This is a genomic window from Nonomuraea sp. LPB2021202275-12-8 (assembly GCF_037044575.1).
Lineage (GTDB): Bacteria > Actinomycetota > Actinomycetes > Streptosporangiales > Streptosporangiaceae > Nonomuraea.
In genome coordinates, this window is sequence record NZ_JBAHWD010000004.1 from 20,288 (window position 1) to 35,054 (window position 14,767).

Annotated in this window: 15 protein-coding genes and 1 pseudogene; 8 read left to right on the top strand and 8 right to left on the bottom strand. The window is 70.5% G+C overall.

From position 1 onward, the window contains the following. Positions 1-270: 270 nt before the first annotated feature. Genes V5E28_RS08655 through V5E28_RS08690 form a run of 8 tightly spaced genes read left to right on the top strand, consistent with a single transcriptional unit; the run spans position 271 to position 7,899 of the window. Positions 271-1,116 (top strand): fumarylacetoacetate hydrolase family protein, encoded by an 846-nt coding sequence (locus tag V5E28_RS08655; protein ID WP_336205899.1) that lies wholly within the window; start codon positions 271-273, stop codon positions 1,114-1,116. Next, complete coding sequence (locus V5E28_RS08660; protein ID WP_336205900.1) at positions 1,113-2,432, top strand: L-fuconate dehydratase; 1,320 nt, start codon at positions 1,113-1,115, stop codon at positions 2,430-2,432. The genes V5E28_RS08655 and V5E28_RS08660 overlap by 4 nt, the downstream gene beginning before the upstream one ends. Next, the gene (locus V5E28_RS08665; RefSeq protein WP_336205901.1) at positions 2,429-3,172 is read left to right on the top strand and encodes an SDR family NAD(P)-dependent oxidoreductase; all 744 of its coding nucleotides are present in this window, start codon (positions 2,429-2,431) and stop codon (positions 3,170-3,172) included. Before V5E28_RS08660 ends, V5E28_RS08665 begins: the two co-directional genes overlap by 4 nt. A gap of 9 nt (positions 3,173-3,181) precedes the next feature. Beyond that, complete coding sequence (locus tag V5E28_RS08670; protein ID WP_336205902.1) at positions 3,182-4,207, top strand: sugar ABC transporter substrate-binding protein; 1,026 nt, start codon at positions 3,182-3,184, stop codon at positions 4,205-4,207. A 29-nt stretch (positions 4,208-4,236) separates the two neighbouring features. Continuing rightward, complete coding sequence (locus V5E28_RS08675) at positions 4,237-5,685, top strand: sugar ABC transporter ATP-binding protein (RefSeq protein WP_336205903.1); 1,449 nt, start codon at positions 4,237-4,239, stop codon at positions 5,683-5,685. Next, positions 5,682-6,671: an ABC transporter permease gene (locus V5E28_RS08680; protein WP_336205904.1), complete on the top strand. Its 990-nt coding sequence runs from the start codon at positions 5,682-5,684 to the stop codon at positions 6,669-6,671. The genes V5E28_RS08675 and V5E28_RS08680 overlap by 4 nt, the downstream gene beginning before the upstream one ends. Then, entirely contained in the window at positions 6,671-6,976 is a 306-nt protein-coding gene (locus tag V5E28_RS08685) for an L-rhamnose mutarotase (protein ID WP_336205905.1), read from the top strand. Before V5E28_RS08680 ends, V5E28_RS08685 begins: the two co-directional genes overlap by 1 nt. Then, positions 6,973-7,899: an aldo/keto reductase gene (locus tag V5E28_RS08690; protein WP_336205906.1), complete on the top strand. Its 927-nt coding sequence runs from the start codon at positions 6,973-6,975 to the stop codon at positions 7,897-7,899. Before V5E28_RS08685 ends, V5E28_RS08690 begins: the two co-directional genes overlap by 4 nt. 1 nt (position 7,900) lies before the next feature. Here the strand turns inward: V5E28_RS08690 and V5E28_RS08695 are convergent, their stop codons facing one another. The 8 genes and pseudogenes from V5E28_RS08695 to V5E28_RS08730 form a co-directional block, all read right to left on the bottom strand. Beyond that, positions 7,901-8,344 (bottom strand): GNAT family N-acetyltransferase, encoded by a 444-nt coding sequence (locus V5E28_RS08695; RefSeq protein ID WP_336205907.1) that lies wholly within the window; start codon positions 8,342-8,344, stop codon positions 7,901-7,903. A gap of 122 nt (positions 8,345-8,466) precedes the next feature. Continuing rightward, on the bottom strand, positions 8,467-9,414 hold the full coding sequence (locus tag V5E28_RS08700; protein ID WP_336205908.1) for a DNA polymerase ligase N-terminal domain-containing protein: 948 nt from the start codon (positions 9,412-9,414) through the stop codon (positions 8,467-8,469). A gap of 23 nt (positions 9,415-9,437) precedes the next feature. Further along, positions 9,438-10,112 carry a FadR/GntR family transcriptional regulator gene (locus tag V5E28_RS08705; RefSeq protein ID WP_336205909.1) on the bottom strand — a complete coding sequence of 225 codons (675 nt, stop codon included), beginning with the start codon at positions 10,110-10,112 and terminating at the stop codon, positions 9,438-9,440. A 25-nt stretch (positions 10,113-10,137) separates the two neighbouring features. Next, the gene (locus tag V5E28_RS08710; RefSeq protein WP_336205910.1) at positions 10,138-11,193 is read right to left on the bottom strand and encodes an MBL fold metallo-hydrolase; all 1,056 of its coding nucleotides are present in this window, start codon (positions 11,191-11,193) and stop codon (positions 10,138-10,140) included. 88 nt (positions 11,194-11,281) lie between these two features. After that, positions 11,282-12,400: a steroid 3-ketoacyl-CoA thiolase gene (locus tag V5E28_RS08715; RefSeq protein ID WP_336205911.1), complete on the bottom strand. Its 1,119-nt coding sequence runs from the start codon at positions 12,398-12,400 to the stop codon at positions 11,282-11,284. 43 nt (positions 12,401-12,443) lie between these two features. After that, positions 12,444-13,439: a sigma-70 family RNA polymerase sigma factor gene (locus V5E28_RS08720; protein WP_336205912.1), complete on the bottom strand. Its 996-nt coding sequence runs from the start codon at positions 13,437-13,439 to the stop codon at positions 12,444-12,446. Positions 13,440-13,480: 41 nt separating this feature from the next. Further along, positions 13,481-14,056, bottom strand: a pseudogene (locus tag V5E28_RS08725) (NADP-dependent oxidoreductase); the annotation flags it as partial. A gap of 18 nt (positions 14,057-14,074) precedes the next feature. After that, positions 14,075-14,668 carry a TetR family transcriptional regulator gene (locus tag V5E28_RS08730; protein WP_336206403.1) on the bottom strand — a complete coding sequence of 198 codons (594 nt, stop codon included), beginning with the start codon at positions 14,666-14,668 and terminating at the stop codon, positions 14,075-14,077. Between the last annotated feature and the right edge of the window lie 99 nt (positions 14,669-14,767).

Genomic DNA, 14,767 nt, shown 5'->3' on the forward strand with positions numbered 1-14,767 from the left:
TCACGCGGACGTCTCTGGTCGCCGGAGCGAAACGGCCTGTTCGCAGGAGGGGATATCTCCTGATCCTCCGATGTTTGCTCGACCAGTATTTCGCCCAGGTGAACGCGCCCGGCGCAACGTCCGAGGTGCAGGGCCTTCCAGCAGGGAGATCGCAGCGGATCTGGCTAGGTCACGGATCGGATGTATCCGGCTCGCGCCTCTTGACAGGATTGCCGGGATCGCAGCAGCATCAGGAGAAGAGACATCCGATGTATGACCGAAGGATGCGGTGTGAAGCTGCTGCGAGTAGGACCTGTCGGCCAGGAGCGACCGGTGGTGATGGACGGCGCCGGTAACCTGCGCGACATCGGAGAGCCCGAGATCGACGGGGCTTTCCTCGCCTCCGGGGGCGTGGCGCGGGTGCGTGACGCGCTTGAGCGTGACGCGCTGCCCGTGGTCGACGCCGAAGGGCTGCGGATCGGCGCGCCGATCGCGCGTCCCGGCAAGATCGTGTGCATCGGGCTCAACTACAGCGACCACGCCGCCGAGTCCGGCGCCGACGTGCCCGCCGAGCCCGTCGTGTTCATGAAGGCGAGCAACACCCTGGTCGGGCCGTACGACGAGGTGCTCGTGCCGCGCGACAGCGTGAAGACCGACTGGGAGGTGGAGCTCGCCGTCGTCATCGGCAAGCGGGCCCGCTACCTGGAGTCCCGCGAAGAGGCGCTCGACGCCGTGGCCGGGTACGCGGTGGCCAACGACGTGTCCGAGCGGGAGTTCCAGCTTGAGCGCGGCGGCCAGTGGGACAAGGGCAAGTCGTGCGAGACGTTCAACCCGCTGGGCCCCTGGCTGGTGACCGCCGACGAGGTGGGCGACCCGCAGAGCCTCCCGCTGCGCCTGTGGGTGAACGGCGAGCTGCGGCAGAACGGCGACACCAGGAACATGATCTTCGACGTGGCCGAGGTGGTGCGCTACCTGAGCCGGTTCATGGTGCTGGAGCCGGGCGACGTGATCAACACCGGCACGCCCGCCGGAGTGGCGATGGGCATGCCCGGCCAGCCCTACCTGCGCGCGGGTGACGTGATGGAGCTGGAGATCGAGGGTCTCGGCCGGCAGCGGCAGACGGTGGGGCAGGCATGACGGCTCCGCAGGCCGCCGCCGCGCAGGCGGGGGCGTACCGGATCGTCCGGATGGAGACGCACGACGTGCGCTTTCCCACCTCGCGCGAGCTCGACGGGTCCGACGCGATGAACCCCGATCCCGACTACTCCGCCGCCTACGTGGTGCTGGAGACGGACGACGGGTTCGCCGGGCACGGGTTCGCGTTCACCATCGGGCGCGGCAACGACGTGCAGACGGCGGCGATCAGCGCGCTGGAGCCGTACGTGATCGGGCGGGACGTCGAGGACCTGGGCGCGCTCTACAAGGAGATGGTCAACGACTCGCAACTGCGGTGGCTGGGGCCGGAGAAGGGCGTCATGCACATGGCGATCTCCGCCGTGGTCAACGCCCTGTGGGACCTGAAGGCCAAGCGGGCCGGCAAGCCGGTCTGGCTGCTGCTGTCGGAGATGTCGCCGGAGGAGATCGTCGGCCTCGTCGACTTCCGGTATCTGAGCGACGCGCTGACCAAGGACCAAGCACTCCAGATCCTGAAAAATGCCGAGAGTGGCAAGGAAGAGCGGATAAATCGGCTTAAGGCTGATGGGTACCCCGCCTACACCACCTCGCCCGGCTGGCTCGGCTACGACGACGACAAGCTGCGCCGCCTCTGCCAGGAGGCTCTGGAGCAGGGCTTCGGCCAGATCAAGCTCAAGGTCGGCGCCGACCTGGCCGACGACATCCGCCGGTTCAAGGTGGCCCGCGAGGTGTGCGGCCCCGACTACCCGATCGCGATCGACGCCAACCAGCGCTGGGACGTCGACTCGGCCATCGAGTGGGTGAACGCGCTCGGCGCGTTCGGGCCGCACTGGGTCGAGGAGCCGACCAGCCCGGACGACGTGCTCGGCCACGCCGCCATCGCCGAGGGCATCAGCCCCATCCCGGTGGCCACCGGCGAGCACGTCCAGAACCGGATCGTGTTCAAGCAGCTGCTGCAGGCCCGCGCGATCTCGTACCTGCAGATCGACTCCGCCCGCGTCGGCGGCGTGAACGAGAACATCGCGATCCTGCTGCTCGCCGCCAAGTTCGGCATCCCGGTCTGCCCGCACGCGGGCGGGGTCGGGCTGTGCGAGCTGGTGCAGCACCTGTCGATGTTCGACTACGTGGCGGTCACCGGATCCATGGACGACCGCGTGATCGAGTACGTGGACCACCTGCACGAGCACTTCGTCGACCCGGTCGTGATCGACAACGGCCGCTACCGGGCACCCTCGACGCCGGGGTTCAGCGCCGAGATGCACGCTGAGTCGATCACCGTGCACACCTACCCCGGTGGAGAGGTCTGGAGGCAGGCATGAGTCTCAAAGCCATCGTGACCGGCGGCGGCTCGGGCATCGGCCTGGCCACCGCCACGCTGCTCGCCGGGCGCGGGATGCGGGTCGCCTGCCTCGACCTGCACCCGCCCGGCGAGCCGTTCATCGGCGTCAAGGTGGACGTGACGGACGACGCGGCGGTGCGGCAGGCCGTCGAGGAGGCGGCCGAGCGCCTCGGCGGCATCGACATCCTGATCAACAACGCCGGCATCGGCGCCCAGGGCACCGTCGAGGACAACGGCGACGACGAGTGGCGCAAGGTGTTCGACGTCAACGTGTTCGGCCTGGTCAGAGTGACCAGGGCAGCGCTGCCGCACCTCAGGAGGTCCGAGCACGCCGCGATCGTCAACACCTGCTCGATCGCCGCCACGGCGGGCCTGCCCAGCCGTGCGCTCTACAGCGCGACCAAGGGCGCGGTGCAGTCGCTCACGCTCGCGATGGCCGCCGATCACATCCACGACGGCATCCGGGTCAACTGCGTGAACCCGGGCACCGCGGACACCCCGTGGGTCGCCAGGCTGCTCGACGCCGCCGACGACCCCGAGGCCGAACGGGCGGCGCTGAACGCCAGGCAGCCCATGGGCCGCCTGGTCAGCGCGGAAGAGGTCGCCGCGGCGATCGCCTACCTGGCCGGCCCGGAGGCCGGCGCCACCACCGGGACCGCGCTGGCCGTCGACGGCGGCATGCAGGGACTCCGGCTCCGGCCCCACAACCAAGGAAGGTAACCCCCCACGATGAAGCTCGGTCCGGTGGCCGCCTGCGCGGCCCTCTTGGCGGTCATCACCGCGTGCGGCACAAGCACCACGCCCTCAGCCGGAGGAGGTGGCGGCGGCAAGATCGGCATCGACCACCCGCGCGCCGACTCCGACTTCTGGAACTCCTACATCAAGTACGTCCCGCAGTTGGCGGGCGAGCTCAAGGTCGACCTCATGCCGGCCACGAACTCCCAGAACGACGTCGCCAAGCTGGTCAACAACGTGCAGGCGCTGACCGGCCAGGGCGCCAAGGCGATCGTCATGGCCCCGCAGGACACCGGCGCCATCGCCTCCACGCTGCAGCAGCTGGAGAACAAGAAGATCCCCGTCGTCACCGTCGACACCCGCCCCGACAAGGGCAAGGTCTTCATGGTCGTACGGGCCGACAACCGGGCCTACGGCACCAAGGCGTGCGAGTTCCTCGGCGAGAAGCTCGGCGGCAAGGGCAAGGTCGTCCAGCTCATGGGCGCGCTGAGCTCGGTCAACGGCCGCGACCGGGCCGAGGCGTTCGGCGAGTGCATGAAGACCAAGTTCCCCGGCATCACGGTCTTCGACGAGCCGACCGAGTGGGAGGGCAGCAAGGCCGCGTCCATGCTGCAGACCCGCCTGGAGCAGAACCCGGACGTCAAGGGCATCTACATGCACGCCGGCGGTGTCCATCTGGCGCCGACGCTGCAGGTGCTGAAGCAGAAGGGTCTGCTCGTCCCGCCGGAGGACCCCAAGCACGTCTTCGTGATCTCCAACGACGGCATCCCGCAGGAGTTCGAGGCGATCCGCAAGGGGGACATCGACGCCACGGTGTCGCAGCCGGCCGACCTGTACGCCAAGTACGCGCTGTTCTACGCGAAGGCGGCCGTCGACGGCAAGACGTTCAAGCCGGGGCCGACGGACCACGACAGCACGATCATTCAGCTACCGAACGGCCTGGAGGACCAGCTCCCCGCACCCCTGGTCACCAAGGACAATGTGGATGACCAGAATCTCTGGGGCAACCAGGTCAAGTAATGAAAAATCACGTTGAAGCCCGAAATATCGTGAAGCGCTTTGGCCCGACCACGGCGCTCAACGGTGCGGGCATCGCGATCGCGGAGGGTGAGACCCGCGCGCTCGTCGGCAGGAACGGCGCCGGGAAGTCCACCCTGGTGTCGATCCTCACCGGGCTCCAGCGGCCTGACGAGGGCGAGGTGCGGTTCTCGGGAGAGGCGGCGCCCGCCCTCGCGGACCGCGACGCCTGGCGGCAGCGGGTCGCCTGCGTCTACCAGAAGTCCACGATCATTCCGGCCCTCACCGTCGCCGAGAACCTCTTCGTCAACCGCCAGACCACCGGCCGGGTGATCAACTGGAGGGCGTTGCGGGTCAGGGCCAGGGAGCTGCTGGACACCTACGAGGTGGACGTGGACGCCGAGGCCCTCGCCGGAGACCTCGGCGTCGAGCAGCGCCAGCTCGTGGAGATCGCCCGCGCGCTGTCGTTCGGCGCCCGGTTCATCATCCTCGACGAGCCCACGGCCAGGCTCGACGGCCCGGCCATCGAGCGGCTCTTCGCCCGCATGCGGGCGCTGCGCGAGCAGGGCGTGACGATGATGTACATCTCCCACCACCTCGACGAGGTGTACGAGATCTGCCAGAGCGTCACGGTCTTCCGCGACGCCGGTCACGTCCTCACCAAGCCGGTCGCCGACCTGCCGCACGAGGAGCTGCTCGCCGCGATGACCGGCGAGGCCACCACGGCGTACGAGGCCAGGCCCCGCGTCGCGGGCGAGCCCGTCGTACTGGCCGCCGCGGGGCTGTCGCTGGCCGGCCGCTACGAGCAGATCGACCTGTCGGTACGGTCGGGCGAGGTGGTCGGGCTGGCCGGATCCGGCAGCAGCGGCAAGGTGTCCCTGGCCGAGACCCTGGTCGGGCTGCGCAAGGCAGACTCGGGCACGGTCACGGTCAAGGGCACGCCGGTCAAACCGGGCGACGTGCCCGCCGCCCTGCGTGCCGGGCTCGGCTTCGTGCCCGAGGACCGGCACCACGAGGGCTTCGTCCCGCTGCTGTCGGTGGGCGAGAACGCCACGATGCCGATCGCGCGCAAGCTGGGCCGGTTCGGCACCGTCTCACCGGCACAGCGCCGGGCCAAGGCCGTACAGATGATCAAAAATCTGGATATCAAGACCGAAGGGCCTGACCAGCCCGTCGGGGACCTGTCCGGGGGGAACGCGCAGAAGGTGGTGTTCGCGCGGGCGCTGGCCGACGACCCGGCCGCGCTGGTCGTGATCAACCCGACCGCGGGCGTCGACGTCAAGGCCAAGCAGGCCCTGCTCGGCGCCGTCGAGGACGCGGTCGAGCGGGGCGCCGGGGCCGTGCTGGTCTCGGACGAGCTCGACGACCTGCGCATCTGCGATCGGGTGCTGGTGATGTTCCACGGCAGAGTCGTCAAGGACGTGCCGCGTGGCTGGACAGACCACGAGCTCGTGGCCGTGATGGAAGGCATTGAGGAGTGACCACACTTACCGCGTCCGCGCCCAGGCTGCGGCTCGCCAGGTTCCGGGACCTGACCCTGGTGCCGGTGATCGTGCTCCTGCTGATCGTGGGCACGTTCCTGGACCCGACGTTCATGACCGCGGGCAACCTGACGAACGTGCTGCAGCAGCAGGCGGCGATCTCGCTGCTCGTGCTGGCCGAGGCGCTGATCCTGATCTCCGGCAAGTTCGACCTGTCGCTGGAGTCGACCGTCGGCATGGCACCCGCCATCGCGGTGATGCTGGTGGTGCCGGTCTCGGCCGGAGGGTTCGGCCTGGAGTTGCCCGGCATGCTGGTGATCCCGCTCTGCCTGCTCGTCGGGGCGCTGATCGGGGCCTTCAACGGGTTCCTGATCATCAAGTTTCAGCTGTCGGCGTTCATCGTCACGCTGGCCATGCTGATCATCGTGCACGGCCTGCAGCTCGGCCCGACCGAGGGCAAGACCCTGTTCGAGCTGCCCGAGTCCATCCTCTACCTCGGCAGCGCCACCTGGCTGGGCCTGCCCGCGTCCATCTGGATCGCCGGCGTGCTGTTCGCGGCGGGCATCGCCGGGCTGGCCTACTTCCGGGTCGGCCGCTCGCTCTACGCCATCGGCGGCAACAGCGACGCAGCCCGCGCCGCCGGCATCCGGGTGGACCGGGTGCTGTGGGGCGTGTTCATCCTGGGTGGCACGCTGGCCGCGCTCGCCGGAGTGCTGGAGACCGGGCGCCTCGGCGCGATCGGCTCCAACCAGGGCGTGGGCTGGATCTTCATGGTCTTCGCGGCTGCCGTCATCGGCGGCGTCAGCATGGACGGCGGCAAGGGCACGATTCTCGGCGCGCTCACCGGCGTGCTCGTCATCGGCCTGGTGCAGAACCTGCTCACCCTCAAGGGCGTCTCCGGCTTCTGGCAGCCCGTCGTCTACGGCGGCATCATCCTGATCGCGCTCATGATCAGCCGGGTGGCCGGTGGGAAGGCGCAGGATTGATGCAACGGCTCGCGTTGCGTACCCGGCTGAAGCAGGGCTGCGAAGAGGCCTACGACCGCGAGCACGCGCGGATCCCGGCCGAGCTGGAGCAGGCCATGCGCGAGCATGGCCTGCGCTCCTGGCGGATCTACCGCGACGGGCTGGACCTGTTCCACTTCGTCGAGGTCGAGGACTACGCCGCGTTGCAGGCGGCCCTCCGCGACCATCCTGCCGACCAGGCTTGGCAGGCGCGGATGAACCGGCTGCTCGACGGGGACTTCGACAAGGGATCCGGAGGACTCGCGCTGGTCTGGGAGCTGTCGTGATCGAGCTGCCCCGTCACGGGCTCGGCACCGCGCCGATCGGCGGCCTGTTCGAGGCGGTCAGCGACGAGCAGGCGCGGGCCACTGTCAACGCCGCCTGGCAGAGCGGCGTCCGGCTGTTCGACACCGCGCCGCACTACGGGCTCGGCCTGTCGGAGCGCCGCCTGGGAGCCGCGCTCGCCGGTCGCTCCGGCTACGTGCTGTCCACCAAGGTCGGCCGCCTGCTCGTCCCCTCCACCCGCGGCGGCCGCGACGACGAGGGCTTCGACGTGCCCGCCGACGTCGAGCGGGTGTGGGACTTCTCCCGCGACGGCGTGCTGCGCTCCCTGGAGGACTCCCTGGCGCGGCTCGGTCTGCCGCAGGTGGACATCGCCCTCATCCACGACCCCGACGGCCACGTCGACCAGGCCATCGCCGAGGCGTACCCGGCGCTGGCGGAGCTGCGCGCGCAGGGCGTCGTCAAGGCGATCGGGGTCGGCATGAACCAGTGGCAGGCGCCGCTGCGGTTCGTCCAGGAGACCGGCATCGACCTGGTCATGCTGGCCGGCCGCTACACCCTGCTGGACCAGTCCGGCCGGCCCCTGCTGGACGCCTGCGCCGAGCGGGGCGTGCGGGTGCTGGCGGCGGGCGTCTTCAACAGCGGCCTGCTGGCCACCCCGGACCCGTCGGGCACCTTCGACTACGCGCCCGCCCCCGCGGCGCTCGTGGACCGGGCCCGGCGCATCGCCGAAGTCTGCGACCGCCACGGGGTGACGCTGCCCCAGGCGGCGATGGCCTTCCCGCTGTGCCACCCGGCGGTCGCCTCGATCGTCCTGGGCGCACGCACTCCGGAGGAGATCGGGACCAACGCCGCCCTGTGGCAGAAGCCCGTGCCCGACGCCCTGTGGCCGGACCTGCACGCGGAGGGCCTTCTTCACGAGGCGTAGTTCACGAGGCGTAGTTCACGATCCACAACCCGGGAATCGGCTCGGCCTCGTCCTGCGCCACGAAGCCGAGCCGTTCGTAGAGCGTCCGCGCGGGCACGTTGTCGCGTCCCGTGGCCACCACGATCCTGCGCTCCCCGGCCCTGGCCATGACCTCCTCGACCAGGGCCCGGCCGATCCCGCGCCGGTGCGCCCCGGGATCCACGACCAACCGGTCGATGTCCACCTCATCGGATGTCTGCGCCCAGGCCACCGCCCCGAGCAGCCGCCCGCCGTCCTCCACCGCGCCCAGCCAGGTCAACGGCTGGGCCAGCAGGTCGTCCCAGGTCTCGCGCAGGGGCGGGATCCGGTCATCCTTGATGATCTCGGCCTCGACCGCATAGGCCGCGTGCTGCAGGCCGAGCAGCTGGGGGCCGACCTCTTCGGGCGATATCTCTGTTATCAGCATCGACCGATCATCCCCTGTCCTGCTTCCCACACCGTACTCAGAGGCATGGCCCGCATCCTGTCACCGGTGTGGAGGACCGGACCTGCGATGAAGTCGTCGCCCAGCCATGTGCTGGGCGGGCGTCAGGCGGGGATGAAGAGCCAGGCCGCCGACTCGCCAGGCTCGTAGGGGGAGTCGAGGCGTTTGGCGATCACGCCGGGGAGGTGCTGTTCGCGGGCGGCCTGCTGGACCGGCTCGGCCTGACCGGGCCAGGACGGGGCCGTCTGCCAGCGGGCCGACGACAGGCCGAGAGCCTCCAGGGCGGCGCGGCGGGTCTCGTACGGCTGGTCGACCAGCGAGTGGCCGTCGTCGTACAGCAGGTCGTAGAAGACGAGCACCTCCGCGCCCGAGAGGGTGGCGATCTCGCCGTCCAGCAGGACGGTGCGGCTGCCGAACGACTCCGCCAGCGGGCGGAGCCAGGGGTGCTCGCGGGCGGCGGCGGTGCGCCCGCCCTCGACGGGGACCAGGAGGCGGCGCCCGCCCCAGGCGAACTCGAAGGCGTAGGCGGCCACGTCGCGCGGCGGGCGGGTGCGTTCGGCGGGGAGCATGGGGGACAGGTCCGGCATCGGGTCGCGGGCCGGGGGATCCATGCGGTGGATCATCCAGTTCTTGCCGTTGGTCTGGAAGAGGACGAAGCGGCCGCTGGCGCGGGCGCCGTGCAGGATGATCTTGACCTCGCGGTCCGACCATTTCTCCGTCTCGTACGTGCCCCGATCCCAGATCGTCATCGTGCCGCCGCCGTACTCGCCCTTGGGGATCTCGCCGTGGAAGTCGAGATACTCCATGGGGTGGTCCTCGGTGTGGACGGCCAGGTGGTTGGTGCCGGGGTCGTCGGGCAGGCCCTTGGGAACGGCCCAGGAGGCCAGGACGCCGTCACGTTCGAGGCGCAGGTCCCAGTGCAGGGAGCGGGCGTGGTGCTCCTGGATGACGAACGCGTCGCCGCGTCGCGGCTCCGGGGATGCCTGGGGGACAGGCTCGGGGGTACGGCTGGCGTCGCGTTTGCTCCGATATTTCGCGAGTTTGTCGGCCACGTAGGCCTCATACCCCGGTTCGGCTAGGCGAGGGCCTTGCGCAGCCAGGATTCCACGCCCGCCACGTGCACCGTGGCCCAGGAGCGGGCCACGTCGGCCTGGCGGGCGGCGATGGCCTCGTAGATCGCCGTGTGCTGCTCCCGCGTCTTGTCCATGGCGCCTTCCTGGGTGAGGCCGCGCCAGATCCTGGCCCTGGTGGTCGGCCCCGACAGGCTCTCGATGAACGAGCAGAGCACGCTGTTGCCCGAGCCCAGCGCGATCCGCCGGTGGAACTCCAGGTCGTTGGCGACGAGCTCCTCGATCGTGGGGGCGGCGGGCAGCGACTCCAGGATCAGGCGCAGCTCCTCGATCTCCTCCTCCGCCATCTGCTCGGCCGCCATCGCGGTGGCGGCCGGCTCCAGGATGCGGCGCACCTCGAAGAACTGGATGACGGTGTCGTCTCGGTGCAGGTCGAGCACGAACGACATGGTGTCCAGCAGCAGGCGCGGCTCCAGGCTGGTGACGTAGGTGCCGTCGCCCTGGCGCACGTCGAGGACGTTGATCAGGGCGAGGGCGCGCACGGCCTCGCGCAACGAGTTGCGTGACAGGCCGAGCCGCTCGGCGAGGTCGGCCTCCTTGGGCAGCCGGTCGCCGGGGGCGAGCTCGCCGGAGAGGATCATCTGCTTGATCTTGTCGATGGCCGCGTCGGTGACCGCCACGCTTTTCTCCCTAGACATCGGATGTCTAGGATTCTAGGGCCTGGAAACGCACCGGAACGACTCCAGGGACGCGGCGGATCGCGCCGCGGGCCTCCAGAGTGCGCAGATGGGCCGCGGCCTCGCCGGCCGCCATGCCTCGCAGCATGGCCGGCAGGTCTGCCCAGGGCCTGTTCCAGGTCATCATGGCGGCGGTCTCCCAGATGGTCGGCGGCTCGGCGACCTCGGACAGCTGGGCGTGCAGCCGTTCGAGCTTCTCCTCGTGATGGTGGCGGATCTCGACCGCCCGTGCCGCTACATCAGGAAATATCCACTCATGGGCGGGCAAGGCGTCGAGGGAGCCGAGCTCGTTCACCCGGTCCAGAGACTCCAAGAAATCACCCAATGGATCGACATCGTCCCGGTCATAGGGATAAATCCCGATGTGGGGGGTGATGTCGGGGAGCACGTGGTCACCCGTGAACAGGCGGTCCGCGTCCTCCAGGTGCAGGCAGATGTGGCCGGGAGTGTGGCCCGGCGTGTGCACGGCGCGCAACTTCCTGCCCGGCAGGTCGACCAGATCGCCGTCTCGAAGCCGCCGGTCGGGGATCGCGGGCGCCTGCCTTTCGGCCGGGGCCGGGTCGTCTCCGGCCGGTCCGCCCCCGTCGACGGCCGCCACCTCGCCGGCGCTGGCGCCGGCTCGTCTCAGCATCTCCGACTGGAAGTCCCGGTGGGCGTCGTCGGACAGGCCGTTCATGAGCTCGACCAGCGCCGCGTCCGCCTCGTGCATCGCGATCCAGGCGCCGGACTCCTGCCTGACCCGCCCGGCCAGCCCGGCGTGGTCCGGGTGGAAGTGGGTGACGACCACGCCCCTGACCGACGTCACATCGAGCCCGAGCGCCCCCAGCCCGCCGCTGAGCGCCTCCCAGGCGTCGGGGTGGTTCCACCCCGCGTCCACCAGCACGGGACCCGCGGGCGACTCCAGGGCGTACACCAGCGTGTAGCCGAGCGGGTTCCCGGGGATCGGCACGGGCACGCTCCACACCCCGCCGCCGAGGTCCTGCGGGCGTTGCTGGGCATACGGCATGCGCCGTGTTCGGCTCATCGCGGGTCCCCCGTCGTGCGTGCGTGTCCTTCGTAGAGTGTGGGGGAGGCTGGCGCGGATTGGATACGACTTTTCTGGACCTGTCCGGTCACGCGATGCGCTCGAGGATCGTGGCCGTGGCCAGCGCGCCGCCCGCGCACATCGTCACCAGCGCCGTCGCCGAGTCCGAGCGTTCCAGCTCGTGCAGCGCCGTGGTGATCAGCCGCGCGCCGGTGGCGCCGACCGGATGGCCGAGCGCGATCGCGCCGCCGTTGACGTTGACCCGGTCGAGGTCCGGCTGGTGCACGCTCGCCCAGGACAGCACCACCGACGCGAACGCCTCGTTCACCTCGAACCTGTCGATGTCACCGATCGACATCCCGGCCGCCGCGAGCGCCTTCGCCGTCGCGTCCACCGGCCCGTCCAGGTGGTAGTACGGCTCCGAGCCGACGAGCGCCTGGGCCAGGATCCGCGCGCGGGGGCGCAGCCCGTGCCTGGCGGCGACCTCCTCGCTCATCACCAGCACGGCGGCGGCCCCGTCGGAGATCTGCGACGAGGTGCCCGCGGTGTGCAGCGTGCCCTCGCCCTGGACGGGCTTCAGCCTGGAGAGCGTCTCGGCGGTCGTCTCGCGCAGCCCCTCGTCCCTGCTCACCTCCCCGACCGGCACGATCTCCCGCTCGAACCTCCCGTCGGACCAGGCCTTGGCGGCGAGCTGCTGGGACCGCGCGCCGAAGGCGTCGAGCCGCTCGCGGGTGAGCCCCCGCCGCCGGGCGATGCGCTCCGCGGCGGTGAACTGGTCGGGCAGGTCGATGCTCCAGTCGTCCGGTCGCGGGTTGGCCGGTAACACGTTGCTGCCGAGCGGCGCCCGGCTCATCACCTCCACCCCGCAGCCCACGCCGGTGTCGATCACCCCGGCCCTGATCATCGCCGCGGCGAGGTGCACCGCCTGCTGCGAGGATCCGCACTGCGCGTCGACGGTGGTGACGCCTGTCTGGTAGGGCAGCCCGGCATAGAGCCACGAGTGCCGCCCGACGTGCCCACCCTGCTCGCCCGCCTGCGTCACGCACCCGGCGAACACCTGCTCGACGATCGCGGGGTCGATCCCGGCGCGTTCGATCAGGCCGGTCAGCGCGGTGGCCAGCACCTGCTGAGGCTTGAGGCCGGCCAACCGGCCGCCACGCTTGCCGATGGGAGTACGGACGGCCTCGACGATCACCGGTGTGCCCACAGTCGCCTCCAGAACGATGCTCTGGTCGTGACTGTAACGCGTTCTACTTTGCCGTGGAAGTCCCGGCAGGCAGGGAGGCCGGCAGCTCGAACAGCTCGAAGAGCCGGTCGTCGAAGAACATCCCGACATGGCTGACCAGTGAGCCGGTGAACGTGAGCACGGCCAGTGCGAAGTGCTGGTAGAGGTCGCCCTCGCGCAGATAGAGGGCGAACGCCGGCTGGCCGTTGGCATGGATGGGTACCAGACGCAGGTCTCCTGGCCCCTTCGCCGGGCACTGGGTCCGCACCAGCGCGACGATGGCCTCGGGCCCCTGATACCACCCGTCGAAGGGGGGCATCTCCCAGATCGCGTCCTTGGCGAACAGCTCCACGATGGCGCCGACGTCGTAATTCTCGAACGCCTTCACGTAGCGGTCGAGCTGGGCCCGCTGCTCCTGAGTCAGCGGCTCGGGCCGGTCGTCGAGGCTGGGCGCCACCTCGTCGAGCTGCGCGCGGGCCCGCTGCAGGATGCTGTTGACGGCGGTGGTGGTGGTGTCGAGCACCTCGGCCACCTCCGCCGCCCGCCACTTGAGCACGTCGCGCAGGATCAGGACCGCGCGCTGGCGCGGCGGCAGGTGCTGCAGGGCGGCGACGAGCGCGAGCCGGATGCTCTCGCGGGAGGTGACGATCGCGGCCGGGTCGTCGGCCCCGGCGCCCACGATCCCGTCGGGCACCGGCTCCAGCCACGGCACCTCGCCGCGCTCGACCAGCGGCGCGGTCGGCTCCGACGCGGGTGCGCCGAGGCCGGTCGGCAACGGCCTGCGGCCGCGGCTGTCGAGCGCGGTGAGGCACTGCGTGGTGGCGATGCGGTAGAGCCAGGTGCGCAGCGACGAGCGCCCCTCGAACCCGTCATAGGCCCGCCAGGCCCGTAGGTAGGTCTCCTGGACCAGGTCCTCGGCGTCGTGCACCGAACCCAGCATGCGATAGCAGTGCGCGAGCAGCTCGCGCCGCATCGGGTCAGCCAGGCGGAGGAAATCCTCGTTCGATGGCTTGTCGCTCATACCTCCTGTATAGGCCACGCCACCGACAGACTGCGTACGGCTCAGTGCGGAACGGTCAGGACGATCTTGCCGGAGGTGCGGCCGGTCTCCCCGAGTTCGTGCGCCTTGGCCGCGTCGGCCAGGGTGAGCACCGCGGCGATCTCCGCGCGCAGCCTGCCCGCCTCCACCAGCGCCGCCAGTGCTCGCATCGCCGCGTGGTCGGGCTCGACGAGCAGCGCCTCCGACCGGATGCCCAGCTCAGCGGCCCGGGCGTCCAGGTCCCCGTCCAGCTTCGACAGCGCCAGGGAGACGATCGTGCCGCCCCTGCGCAGGGTGCGCAGCGAGCGGACGCCGTAGTCGCCGCCCATGGTGTCGAGCACCGTGTCGACGTCGCCCACCACCTCGGCGAAATCGGTGTCGCGATAGTCGACGAGCTCGTCGGCGCCGAGGTCGCGCAGGAGGCCGTGCTTGGCCGCGCTGGCCGTTCCGATCACGTACGCGCCGCGTGCCTTGGCGATCTGCACCGCGAAGTGCCCCACCCCGCCGGCGGCGGCGTGCACGAGCAGGCGGTCGCCCGATCGCACCCCGGCGACGTCCACGAGCGACTGCCAGGCGGTGAGGGCGGCCAGCGGGATCGCGGCCAGGGCCTCGCCGGGCTAGATGCCGCTCAGCAGCCGGTCGGAGGCTATCTCGATGCGGCGCTGGATCTGCTCGTAGGTGCGGCGGCCGCGCAGCATCTCCAGCAGCTCCTGGACCCAGACGCTCGACAGCGAACCGGCGAGCGCGACCTGCTCCTCGCTCGCCTGGTCGCGGCTGATGCCACTGGCCGAGACGCGCAGCAGCAAGCCGGTCATCCGGTCGCCGAACGGGGTCTCGACCTCGGCCAGGATCAGCGAGCGGATGAGCGCGTCGGCCAGCTCGGGCTCGCGCATCAGGCCGCGGGTGGCGCGCATCAGGACGTCGACCGCGCGGCCCGCCGGGGTGGAGGCGCTCGGCGGTCTGCGCTCGATGCTGCTCTCCAGGAGGTCGATCTCCTCGCCGACGACGGCCACGACCAGGTCCATCTTGGACGGGAAGTAGCGGTAGAGGGTGCCGAGCGCCACGCCTGCCCGCTCGGCGACCGTGCGCATCTGCATCGCCTCGACGCCGCCCCGCGAGGCCAGGGCGGCCGCCGCCTGGACGATGCGCTTGCGGCGCTGGTGCTGGCTGCGAGTCCGGACGCTGTGCCCGCTGGTGGTCGGGTGCTCCATGGCCTCCCCGGTGTCGCTGGGGGGCGTGGCGATTGCCGCCTGCGGGGTGCGCATAAGAACACGTTACTTGATTTCTCGGCGGCCGGGCTTGTTACTCGT

What these genes read in the sequence shown, in the direction of transcription:
- V5E28_RS08730 (WP_336206403.1), bottom strand. Translation starts at nt 14,668, where the DNA reads ATGGAGCACCCGACCACCAGCGGGCACAGCGTCCGGACTCGCAGCCAG.
- V5E28_RS08720 (WP_336205912.1), bottom strand. Translation starts at nt 13,439, where the DNA reads ATGAGCGACAAGCCATCGAACGAGGATTTCCTCCGCCTGGCTGACCCG.
- V5E28_RS08710 (WP_336205910.1), bottom strand. Translation starts at nt 11,193, where the DNA reads ATGAGCCGAACACGGCGCATGCCGTATGCCCAGCAACGCCCGCAGGAC.
- V5E28_RS08670 (WP_336205902.1), top strand. Translation starts at nt 3,182, where the DNA reads ATGAAGCTCGGTCCGGTGGCCGCCTGCGCGGCCCTCTTGGCGGTCATC.
- V5E28_RS08685 (WP_336205905.1), top strand. Translation starts at nt 6,671, where the DNA reads ATGCAACGGCTCGCGTTGCGTACCCGGCTGAAGCAGGGCTGCGAAGAG.
- V5E28_RS08695 (WP_336205907.1), bottom strand. Translation starts at nt 8,344, where the DNA reads ATGCTGATAACAGAGATATCGCCCGAAGAGGTCGGCCCCCAGCTGCTC.
- V5E28_RS08665 (WP_336205901.1), top strand. Translation starts at nt 2,429, where the DNA reads ATGAGTCTCAAAGCCATCGTGACCGGCGGCGGCTCGGGCATCGGCCTG.
- V5E28_RS08660 (WP_336205900.1), top strand. Translation starts at nt 1,113, where the DNA reads ATGACGGCTCCGCAGGCCGCCGCCGCGCAGGCGGGGGCGTACCGGATC.